An 11,740-nucleotide genomic window follows, 5' to 3' on the forward strand; every position below is an offset into this window, starting at 1 on the left:
AATTAATTTGAATCAGACGCTAGATGACTTCTAACTTCTGACTTCAAACGTTTAACTTTTTATGCCTCAGCCGTATTTCTTACCTTAGTTTGGTACACCACATTGGGTTTAGTACCTACGTGCTCTAGTAAATGATAGGCTCTATTATCTTCTTTTAATTCAGCAATCTTACTGTGCTCATCATTGATATCTCCGAATACCATAGCGCCATTTCCACATGCTGCTGAACATGCCGTTTGGAATTCACCATCTTTTACAGGACGACCTTCACGCTTCGCATCTAAAATGGTCTTTTGTGTTTTTTGGATACACATAGAACATTTCTCCATCACACCACGAGATCTTACTGTAACATCTGGATTTAATACCATACGTCCTAAATCATCGTTCATGTAGTAATCGAACTCATCGTTCTTATTGTATAAGAACCAGTTGAAACGACGTACTTTATAAGGACAGTTGTTGGCACAATATCTCGTACCCACACAACGGTTGTAAGCCATATGATTTTGACCTTGTCTACCATGCGCTGTCGCTGCAACCGGACAAACGGTCTCACAAGGTGCATGGTTACAGTGCTGACACATCACAGGTTGAAAAGCGACTTGTGGATTGTCTGCAGGACTCTCCATTTCGCCAAATTCACTCAATGAACTTCCTAGACCAGAAATATTATCCTTTTTGGCATTATCACCCTCGAAGGAATCTTGAGATGAATAGTATCTATCAATACGCAACCAGTGCATATCTCTACTACGTCTCATTTCGGACTTACCCACAACTGGTACATTATTCTCAGCATGACATGCAATGACACAAGCACCACAACCTGTACAAGCATTTAAGTCGATAGATAAATTAAAGTGGTGACCAATTGAACGGTCAAAGGACTCCCATAAATCAACATCAGGTGAAGTTACGGGGGTTTCTATATGATCTTTGGAAACTTTTGGTACAGCATTCCAATAGTCTTTGTCTTTAGTATTAAAAATCTCCAAACTGGTTTCCTTAATGATATCTCCACGACCCATTAAAGTATTATGTAATTGTACACAAGCAAACTCATGTGTACCAGATGCCTTCTCAATTGTAACCTCTTGTACCGTATTGAAGTTTTGATATAATGGATAGGCATTCACCCCAGTCTTCATTTCTGATTTCAGAGCATCTGATGTTCTTCCATATCCAAATGCCAATCCTACAGAGCCTTTAGCCTGTCCCGGTTGAATAATTACAGGAACGTTTTCAACGGTAACTCCATTAACCGTAACATTAGCATAACTACCATTTAAGCCTCCATTGGCAACATTTTCATTGACCAATCCTTTGGCTTCGGCATCAACTCTAGATATGGTTAAATAGTTATCCCAAGTTGTTCTTGTAATCGGATCTGGGAATTCTTGCAACCAAGGGTTATTGGCTTGCTGACCGTCACCCATACCTGTTTTAGCATAAAGTGCTAATTCCATGCCACTAGACTTCGCTGAACGCGCTAATGCTCTTGCGGCATTTCCACTAGGAGTTTCAGTCGCTTCGCCTTCTGTTTCAGCAGAGGTCGTATCTACTGGTGTTTCAATATCTGTTGATACTGCACTTACAAACACACCATCTTGAACCGCTTTGTTAAATGATACACCATTTAAGATATCTGTAGTCCATAAAGATTTTAAGTAATCTCTGTATGATGCGCTATTTCCATTCCATGCTAAAAGCACTTCTTGAAATTGTTTGGTATCAAATAAAGGGCGAATGGTCGGCTGCATCATTGAATAATGTCCAGACTTTAATTCGAAGTCACCCCAAGACTCAAGATTATGAGGTGCGGCTGCAATATAATTACAGTTTGAAGCCGTTTCATCATTCTTCATCGAAAACGCAATTGACAATTCCGTTTTCTTCAAACCTTCAGCAAAGTCCGTTGCATTTGCTAAAGTGTACATTGGATTAACACCACTCATAATCAGTGCACCAACTCTACCAGCTTTCATATCTGCAACGAGTTGCATTACAGACTTATCATTTCCTTGTCTCGTTAATATAACGGTATCAGGATCAAATGCTTTACTACTTAAGTGCTCGTTGATTTCTAATGCTACGGTTTGTGCATTGACATCTTGAATGCCAGTAACCACTACAGCATTGCTTCCAGCCTTTTTAATTTCATTGGCTGCTTTTTGAACCGCATCTAATATATTATCTGGCAAATCAACTGATACTGCTCCGCCTACAACCAGACTATATAATTTTGCCAATACCTTTCTCTGTTCGCTCGGTGTTATTGGCACACGCTTATCAGCATTTGCACCAGTTAACGACATGTTAGATTCGAACTGGATATGGCGCGACATCTTTCCATGATCTGGAATACGCTTTTTAGCATACTCAGATTCGAAGCCTCCTCCTTGCCAATCTCCTAAGAAATCCGCTCCAACAGAAACAATAGTTTTGGCCTTAGAGAAATCGTAGTTAGCCATTCCTCTTTTGCCGTACTTAGCTTCATAAGCATCTAAGGTTGCTGACTCTGAAATAGCATCATAAGCCACATGCTTTACATTACCATATTTTTCAGAAAACTCAGCTATTAATTTGTGAGCAGATGGACTTGGCATTGTTGCCGTTAAGAATACAATCTGCTTGTCATCAGCCAGTCCATTTAATTTGGATGTCGTTTCAGACATAAAGGTATCCCAAGAAATGCTGGCACCATCTTTCATTGGTGACTTTACCCTTAGGTTATCGTATAATCCCAAGACCGAGGCATGTACTCTTGCATTAGCCATACCATTAGTGGCTGCATCTGTGTTATTCTCAATCTTTATAGGGCGCCCTTCTCTTGTCTTTACGAGTACACTGGCAAAATCATAACCATTCGCTATGGTCGTTGCGTAATAATTAGCAACACCAGGCACAATCTCAGTGGGCTGAACCACATAAGGGATTGACTTAATCACTGGACCTTCACAGGCGGCCAAAGATGCCGCCGCAGTACTAAATCCAACATACTTTAAGAAATCACGACGTGAGGTTGATGACGACTCAAGCGTCTCTTTATCACCTAAAAATTCATCTGTTGGAATCTCCTCCACAAATTCATTTTGCTGAAGTGTCTCAACAATAGAGCTATTTTGGTTTAGCTCTTCAACACTTTTCCAGTATTTCTTGTTTGATGACATATTGTTATTTATGATTTTTGATTTACGATTTACGATTCTGCTTTTGCCAACTTTCGTAATTCGTCAATCGTAATTCTTTAATTTTTAATAGTGACACTTACCACATTCTAATCCACCCATTTGTGCCGCAGTCAACTGATCAACACCATACTTTTTTGATAATTCCTCGTGAATCTTCGTATAGTAGCCGTTGTCTTTAACTTTTACATTGGTTTCTCTATGACAGTTAATACACCAGCCCATAGTCAATGGAGAGTGCTGATACATGATTTCCATTTCCTCAACCGGACCATGACAAGTCTGGCACTCTACACCAGCCACAGATACGTGCTGTGAGTGGTTGAAATAAGCAAAATCAGGCAAATTGTGAATGCGTATCCATTTCACGGGTTTTGATTCACCTGTATAGTCTCTTCCATCCCATCCTACGGCTTCATACAATTTCTGTATCTCAGCGTTGTAATCGACTCCATACTCACTCAAGCCTTCTTGCTGCGTTGCCTCTGCCACTTGAGAAATGGATTTATGACAATTCATACAAATATTCAATGATGGGATCCCTGAGTGCTTACTCACTCGTGCTGATGAGTGACAGTACTTACAATCGATACCATTATCTCCTGCGTGAATTCTATGTGAATAGTGAATAGGTTGTACAGGTTCGTACCCCTGATCAACACCGACTTGCATTAGATAGCCATATACAAAATAACCACTAGCCAATAGGAAGAAAATCGCTGTTACCAATACTAAGAATTGGTTTTCAACAAAGGCTTTCCATATCGGTTTTCTCTTAGCCTCTGCAACGACTTCTATACCTTTGGCTTCAGCAAAACGATTTAAAGTACGTTTTACTAAAATTAAGGCCATGGCCAAGAGTCCGAATAATACTGCTAAAGCACCAAGAATTAAATCGTTGGAAACACCACCTCCTGTTGCTTCTGAAGGATCCCCAGGTATTGGCGCTGGCGGTTCTGGTTTAGGCTGGGCTGTGTAAGCTAAAATATCCGAAATATCCTGATCGCTCAACTGCGGGAAGGCATTCATGGCTGTTTGGTTCCACTCATTATAAATCTTATTAGCATAAGCATCACCTGATTTTATCAATGCCGAACTGTTTTTTATCCATGCATTAATCCATTCCCTGTCCAAGCCTTCTTCGGCAAGTCGTGCTTCAACATTACGAAGTGCAGGACCAGTCATATCGCTGTCTAATTTATGACAAGCGGCACAATTGGCATTGAATATTGATTTTCCGTTTGCTGGGTCTCCTGCTTGTGGATCGCCGTCTTGGGCACTAAGTGAGGTTGAAAACGTAAGTAATAAAATAAAACCTAGACTGAGTATCTTAGCGGTTAAATTTCGGTAGATCACCTGTTTCATATTCTGAGTTGAATTATCTTCTAAACTTTGGTACGATTTTTTCAGTAAAATATGACTAAAGTCATGATTCCAAAAACTCATGCAAAAGTAAGGCATAAAGTCGATTTTAGAAATCTTAGAGAAGTGTTAATATCTAATTTATACCAATTCTAAATAACATTTTTCAGGCATTTGCGTTGATTAGCATACCTTTGCATCAAAACTAGTCATTATGAGCATAAAACTTAGACATATTAGCATCGTGATAAGCGCATTATTCTTGTCATTAAACCTCGCTGCTCAGCAAGGTGAAGTCACTATTGACCAAGACCGTGATATCGATAAATTATTGGAATTCAAAAAGGACATAGAAACCACCAAAATTTATAAAATACAGGTGTATCAAAGTGTCGATCCCGATAAAGCGCAACGTGAAAAACTGAACTTTTTAAATGCTTATGGCGAATGGCCTGTGGAGATTGTTTGGAACACCCCTAATTACAAAGTTTGGGTCGGTAATTTTGCGACCCGATTGGAAGCGGATCGTGCTTTGGCTAAAATCAAGAAAAATTACATGAATGCCATTATTTTTCGACCCAAAGCGGAGAAGAAAAAAAAGTAAGTCGTTAGGTGCATTGCTTAACCTTCGGTTTCTCACATTGAACTTCGATGCTTCGACTGCCTGTCCGCCGTACAAGACTTTGGAAGGCGCGGCGCTTCGACAAGCTCAGCGTGACAGTTTGAAATAGTAATATCACTAAAAGTGAAACAAAATAATTTCACTCTATACTACGGCATGAGATTTCTCACATCAGTTCGAAATGACAAATACTCAGGTTTGCACGATAGCCATGATCAATGACCATATCCACTCAGAATTGAGCTAAGCAGTACTTCTTATTGATAGATATGAGATTTAGCTGCTCTGAAAACCTTCAGGATCTCATGTCGACTTCTATACCTCGGCTGCATTTCGAGGTCATTCGATAACCATACTCACAGGCAGGCTCGGTCTTATAGTTCGAAACGTATGTCATGTCGAACCTTGTGTGAGACATCTCATAATTCGAGGGCATTTACAATCAACGAAAATGTAATTCAAACACAGAGTGACTCGTTCAATGTAGTTTTGGTGAAGTTAAAAGCGAAGTAGAAGAATCTGAAAGACACTCTTACTTCACTTAGATTCATTGGTCCCTTCGATACCTCGATTGCATTTCGAGGTCACTCAATAACCATACTCACAGGCAGGCTTAATCTTATAATTCGAAACGTATGTCATGTCGAACCTTGTGTGAGACATCTCATAATTCAAAGACATTTACAATCAATGAGAATGTCATTCAAACAGGGTATAACTATTATTATTTCAAGGTCTTCTTAACCTCAACTTCTTGGAAAGCCTCTATAATATCACTTTCCTTGATATCATTATAGCCTTTGATTTGTATACCACAATCATAGCCTTTAGACACTTCTTTGACATCGTCCTTAAAGCGTTTTAAGGAGGCGAGTTCACCTGTAAATACCACGACACCATCTCTAATAATTCTCACACCAGAGTTTCTAAAGATTTTACCATTAGTGACCATACAACCTGCAATTGTTCCGATTTTCGAAATCTTGAAGGTCTCTCTAATCTCAGCTGTACCGGTAACTTCTTCTTTGACTTCAGGCGACAATAAACCTTCCATGGCATCTTTTAGATCATTGATAGCATCATAGATGATAGAGTAGGTTCGGATATCGATTTCTTCTTTATCGGCTATAGTCCTTGCATTTCCAACAGGACGCACATTAAATCCAACAATAATAGCATCGGAGGCTGAAGCGAGTAGTACATCACTTTCAGTGATTGCACCAACGCCTTTATGGATAATGTTCACTTGAATTTCTTCAGTAGATAACTTCTGGAAGGAGTCTGTTAAGGCTTCTACAGAACCATCCACGTCCCCTTTCAGAATAATATTTAACTCTTGGAAATCCCCTAAGGCTATACGTCTTCCGATTTCATCAAGTGTGATATGGCGCTGCGTTCTTACGGATTGCTCACGCTGTAACTGTGTACGTTTGGCTGCAATTTGTTTAGCTTCTCTTTCATCTTCGAAGACATTGAACTTATCCCCGGCCTGTGGTGCACCATCTAATCCTAAGATAGATACTGGTGTTGAAGGGCCAGCTTCGGATACATTGTTGCCACGTTCATCGTGCATCGCTTTTACCTTACCACTATTCTTACCGGCTAGGACATAGTCTCCAACTTTTAATGTTCCGGCTTGTACCAGAATTGTAGAGACATAGCCTCTACCTTTATCCAAATACGCTTCCACAACAGTACCATTTGCCGGTTTGCTTGGGTTAGCTGTTAACTCAAGTAATTCGGCTTCAAGCAATACTTTTTCAAGCAACTCTTTAACTCCTGTACCAAACTTTGCCGAAATATCATGCGACTGAATCTTTCCTCCCCAATCTTCTACCAATAAATTCATATTGGCCAATCCTTCCTTAACCTTGTCTGGATTAGCATCTGGTTTATCTATTTTGTTAATCGCAAATACGATGGGTACTCCAGCTGCCTGGGCATGAGAAATAGCTTCTTTGGTTTGTGGCATAATAGCATCATCTGCAGCGACCACAATAATCGCAATATCTGTCACCTGCGCACCACGTGCACGCATCGCGGTAAAGGCCTCGTGACCTGGTGTATCTAAAAATGCTATTTTTTGACCGTCTTTCAATTCCACACCGTAGGCTCCAATATGCTGTGTGATGCCACCGGACTCACCAGCAATAACGTTCTCTTCACGTATATAATCCAGAAGCGATGTCTTACCGTGGTCAACGTGACCCATAACGGTTACGATAGGAGCACGGGGTTTTAAGTCTTTAGGATCATCAGCAGCGGTTTCTATAGATTCTTCTATATCGGCTGTTACAAATTCGACATCGTATCCAAACTCTTCAGCAACAATGGAAAGCGTCTCAGCATCTAATCGCTGGTTCATCGTTACCATCATCCCTAATGACATACAGGCCGAAATCACCTGAGTCACTCCAACATCCATCATCGTAGCCACTTCACTTACGGTCACAAACTCCGTAACCTTTAGGATTTTGCTTTCTGCAGCTTCTGCCTGAAGTTCTTTCTCAGATTGTTCTCTATGTTGTTCTCTTTTTTCTCGACGGTACTTGGCTCCTTTTCCTTTATTGGATTTCCCCTGAAGTTTTTCTAGGGTTTCCCTAACTTGCTTTTGTACTTCCTCTTCACTTGGCTCCTCCTTGACAACTTTTGGTCTAGAACCTCTGCCTTTTTGATTTCGTCTATTATCAAAGTTAGGTCGTCCGCCTCCATCATTTCCACCCTTACTGATGCGACGTCTTTTGCGCTTATTAGCATCATTAGTATTAGACGTCGTTTCGGTCTTCTTTTCTTCTTTCTTCTTTTTGGGCTTGTTAAACTGAGAAAGATCTATCTTTTTTCCTGTGGTTACGGGCCCCGTAAGTTTTTGATATTGGGTTTTTAATTTTTCATCTGTCTTAGGGACTTCTTCAGTTTGCGCTGGCTTTTCAACCTTAGGCTCAACTTTAGGAGTCGTTTCCTTTTTCGGTTTTTCTTTTACAACCTTAGGTTTTTCAACCTTTTCAACAGGCTTAGGAGCTTCTTCTTTTTTCTCTACCTTAGCCTTTGGTTTTTTATCTAAATCGATTTTACCGATTTGCTTAGGCCCACTCAATTCTGCCCTAGCCTTAACGACAGTTTCTTTGGCGGCTTCCTTTTTTTCTTTTTCTTCAATTTCGCGTTCACGTTGTTCGCGAAGCTCTTCTTTTTCCTTGAGTTTTGCTTCACTTACTTCTTGGGCTTTTTCACGCTTAGATGCATCCGTCTGAAATTCATCGGACAGCGTATCGTAAACCTCCTGCGAAATTTTTGTATTGGGGCTTTTCTCAATATCAATACCCTTGGACTCCAAAAAGTCCACAGCACGATCTAATGAGATATTCAATTCCCTTAATACTTTATTTATTCTAATTTGAGCCATAAATTGCCGTAATATACTTAAATCTGTTATATCAATCTAACTTTAACTCATTTAAAGCCAAACTGCTATTTAGTCTTCGAATTCCTCTTTTAGAATTCTAATGACATCTAATATTGTTTCTTCTTCTAAATCCGTACGCTTTACCAAATCATTCACATCCTGCTCTAGTATACTTTTCGCCGTATCTAAACCAGCCTTGCTAAACTCATCGATAATCCATCCCTCGATTTCATCAGAGAATTCCTTTAATTCCACGTCTTCCTCTGCACCTTCCCTGAACACATCAATCTCGTAACCTGTTAATTGACCTGCCAAGCGAATGTTATGACCGCCTCTACCAATGGCTTTAGACACCTCTTCTGGTTTTAGCAATACTTCGGCCCGCATATTGTCCTCGTCTAATTTTAAAGAGGTCACACGCGCAGGGCTTAATGCTCTGGTTACAAACAGCTGCACGTTATTGGTATAATTAATCACATCGATATTTTCATTGCCCAATTCTCTCACAATACCGTGAATTCTCGATCCTTTCATACCGACACAGGCCCCGACAGGATCAATTCTATCATCATAAGAATCTACTGCTACTTTGGCCTTTTCGCCTGGAATTCTCACCACTTTCTTAACGGTAATAAGACCGTCAAAGACTTCTGGAATCTCCTGTTCAAACAACTTTTCTAAGAACAATGGTGATGTTCTAGACATGATGATCGCCGGCTTGCTTCCTTTTAATTCTACGCTTTCAATAATACCTCTGACGTTTTCCCCTTTTCTGAAGAAATCCGAAGGAATTTGTCTATCCTTAGGCAGGATAATCTCATTACCATCATCATCTAACAAAATAATTGCTCTATGGCGAATGTGGTGAACCTCAGCAGTGTAAATCTCTCCTTCTAGTTCCTTAAACTGCTTGTAGATATTAGTGTTATCGTGCTCGTGAATTTTAGAGATTAAATTCTGTCTCAAAGCTAAAATAGAACGTCTTCCCAAATCTACAAGCTTTACTTCTTCTGCAACATCCTCGCCCACTTCAAAATCAGGTTCGATTTTCTGAGCTTCAGACAAGGCGATTTCCTGATTAGGCTCCTCAACTTCTCCATCGGCTACAACGATGCGATTTCTCCATATCTCTAAATCCCCTTTATCTGGATTTATAATAATATCAAAGTTATCGTCGTCCCCATATTTTTTCTTTAATGCATTACGCAACACATCTTCTAGAATCGCCATCAGCGTTACTCTGTCTATTAACTTATCGTCCTTAAATTCCGAAAATGATTCAATCAATGCTACATTTTCCATAATTGATATGAATTAAAATTTTATTTTAACTTTTGCTTCCTTAATATCACTAAAGGCAATAGCAGCTTCCTTTGTTACGGTTACTTTACCCTTGCCTACAGGTTTTGGTTCTCTTGCTTTCCAGGTTAACAGGATGCCATCTTCACTAGCTTCCGTCAATTGACCTTCCAGTTTGTTGCCTTCATTGGTCTTTACTTCTAAAGTTCGACCTATATGTTTGTTGTATTGTCTTGGGAGCACTAATGGCGATGCGGCACCACTCGAGGTGACCTCTAAGGAAAAATCCTGTGCTTCCCGATCTAAATTGTGCTCTATAGACCTGCTCACAAACATACAGTCTTCTACCAAGACGCCTTTATCTCCGTCTAGTACAACTCTTATTGTATAATCCGATAAGATGTCGAAATCTATAAGGAATAAATCTTGGCGCTCATTTAGCGCATTATCCAATAACTCTTTTACCGTTTCCCTAAACATGTCTGATATAAAAAGAGAGGACTCCTCGTCCTCTCGCTTATTCATTATCGTAAACAACGGTGCAAATATACAACTTTTATATTGATTTTTCAAAGCCCTTAAAAGTGGAATTATTTTCATAAATTTATATGACTAACTAAAATCAATATATAATGAACCGAATACTTGTTCCTACAGATTTTTCAGAGCAAGCTGAGCATGCACTTAAAGTGGCGGCCATGTTAGCAAGAAAACACAATGCCGAGATTTATTTATTGCATATGATGGAAATTCCCATGCAACAGATCGATCCCATAAACGCGCATAGTGATGTTCCTGAAGCTTTATTTTTTATGAGACTTGCCCATAAGAAGTTTGAAGATCTTATGGAACATGATTTTTTAGAGGACATTACTGTTCATGAGACGGTTAAGGCCGATATTACCTTCAATGAAATTAAAGAGGCCTGCAAAGAGTTTGATATCGACTTGATTGTTATGGGCTCTCATGGGGCTTCTGGTCTTAAGGAAATGTTTATCGGTTCTAATGCTGAGAAAGTGGTGCGTTCTTCGGACGTCCCCGTGCTGGTCATTAAAAATGAGCACAACAGTTTTAATATTAGAAACTTTGTCTTTGCTTCCGACTTTAAGAACGATAATAAAGAGACCTATAAACAAGCCGTAAAATTTGCACAGCTATTCAACTCTAGAATTCATTTGCTTTTGGTGAATACGGCAAATAATTTCATTACGACCTATGATTCTAGAACACGAATTAATGATTTTATCGCGGGCCAAACTTTTGAAAACTTTACGATTAATGTGCACAACGACAAAAGTGTGGAACAGGGTATTTTAAATTTCTCCGAAGAGATTGATGCTGATCTTATTGGGATCAGTACCCATGGTCGCCAAGGTATAGCCCATTTTTTTAATAGTAGTATTAGTGAGGATTTGGTCAACCATGCCGATCGGCCAGTGATTACGTTTAAGATTTAGATATAGTAATATCCATTTAATTAAAAAATCCTAATCATAACTGATTAGGATTTTTTAATTGGCCTACTAGGGCTCCCTTCGACTTGCTTTGCAAGGTGCTTTCAACAACATATATGTTATCTCAACCAATGCTCGGCACAGGCTTCTCGCCCAATAAAACTTTTCGTAAAAAGAAAAAGTCCCAAACAAATCAATGTTCAGGACTCCTATTTTAGTTGGCCTACTAGGGCTCGAACCTAGACTCTTCTGGACCAAAACCAGACGTGTTGCCAGTTACACCATAGGCCAATCTCTTTATTTGAGCACTTTGCCCTCTGTAGCTCAGACGTAGTTTGAGCGTAAGAGGGTGCAAATTTAAAACAAAGTTTGTCTTAGGCAAAAAAAAACCACAAAATAATTGAAATTACTT

Annotated in this window: 7 protein-coding genes and 1 tRNA gene; 2 read left to right on the forward strand and 6 right to left on the reverse strand. The window is 39.6% G+C overall.

What is annotated here, in order from left to right; translation table 11 throughout:
• Positions 1-59: 59 nt before the first annotated feature.
• The gene (locus tag ACO052_RS00925; protein ID WP_422106128.1) at positions 60-3,173 is read right to left on the reverse strand and encodes a TAT-variant-translocated molybdopterin oxidoreductase; all 3,114 of its coding nucleotides are present in this window, start codon (positions 3,171-3,173) and stop codon (positions 60-62) included.
• An 84-nt stretch (positions 3,174-3,257) separates the two neighbouring features.
• Positions 3,258-4,556, reverse strand: coding sequence for a c-type cytochrome (locus tag ACO052_RS00930; protein ID WP_422108026.1), 1,299 nt, complete (start codon positions 4,554-4,556; stop codon positions 3,258-3,260).
• A gap of 211 nt (positions 4,557-4,767) precedes the next feature.
• Between ACO052_RS00930 and ACO052_RS00935 the strand changes: the two genes are divergently transcribed.
• Positions 4,768-5,157, forward strand: coding sequence for an SPOR domain-containing protein (locus ACO052_RS00935; RefSeq protein WP_422106129.1), 390 nt, complete (start codon positions 4,768-4,770; stop codon positions 5,155-5,157).
• 742 nt (positions 5,158-5,899) lie between these two features.
• On the opposite strand, the gene infB is transcribed toward ACO052_RS00935, so the two are convergent.
• The 3 genes from infB to rimP form a co-directional block, all read right to left on the reverse strand.
• Entirely contained in the window at positions 5,900-8,575 is a 2,676-nt protein-coding gene (gene infB / locus ACO052_RS00940; protein WP_422106130.1) for a translation initiation factor IF-2, read from the reverse strand.
• A 69-nt stretch (positions 8,576-8,644) separates the two neighbouring features.
• Positions 8,645-9,877 (reverse strand): transcription termination factor NusA, encoded by a 1,233-nt coding sequence (nusA, locus tag ACO052_RS00945; RefSeq protein WP_422106131.1) that lies wholly within the window; start codon positions 9,875-9,877, stop codon positions 8,645-8,647.
• A 12-nt stretch (positions 9,878-9,889) separates the two neighbouring features.
• Complete coding sequence (rimP, locus tag ACO052_RS00950; protein WP_422106132.1) at positions 9,890-10,474, reverse strand: ribosome assembly cofactor RimP; 585 nt, start codon at positions 10,472-10,474, stop codon at positions 9,890-9,892.
• Positions 10,475-10,506: 32 nt separating this feature from the next.
• Between rimP and ACO052_RS00955 the strand changes: the two genes are divergently transcribed.
• On the forward strand, positions 10,507-11,331 hold the full coding sequence (locus ACO052_RS00955) for a universal stress protein (protein WP_422106133.1): 825 nt from the start codon (positions 10,507-10,509) through the stop codon (positions 11,329-11,331).
• A 215-nt stretch (positions 11,332-11,546) separates the two neighbouring features.
• On the opposite strand, the gene ACO052_RS00960 is transcribed toward ACO052_RS00955, so the two are convergent.
• Positions 11,547-11,619 (reverse strand) — tRNA-Gln (locus tag ACO052_RS00960).
• Between the last annotated feature and the right edge of the window lie 121 nt (positions 11,620-11,740).

Origin of the sequence: Winogradskyella sp. (assembly GCF_965228925.1) — a bacterium.
Lineage (GTDB): Bacteria > Bacteroidota > Bacteroidia > Flavobacteriales > Flavobacteriaceae > Winogradskyella.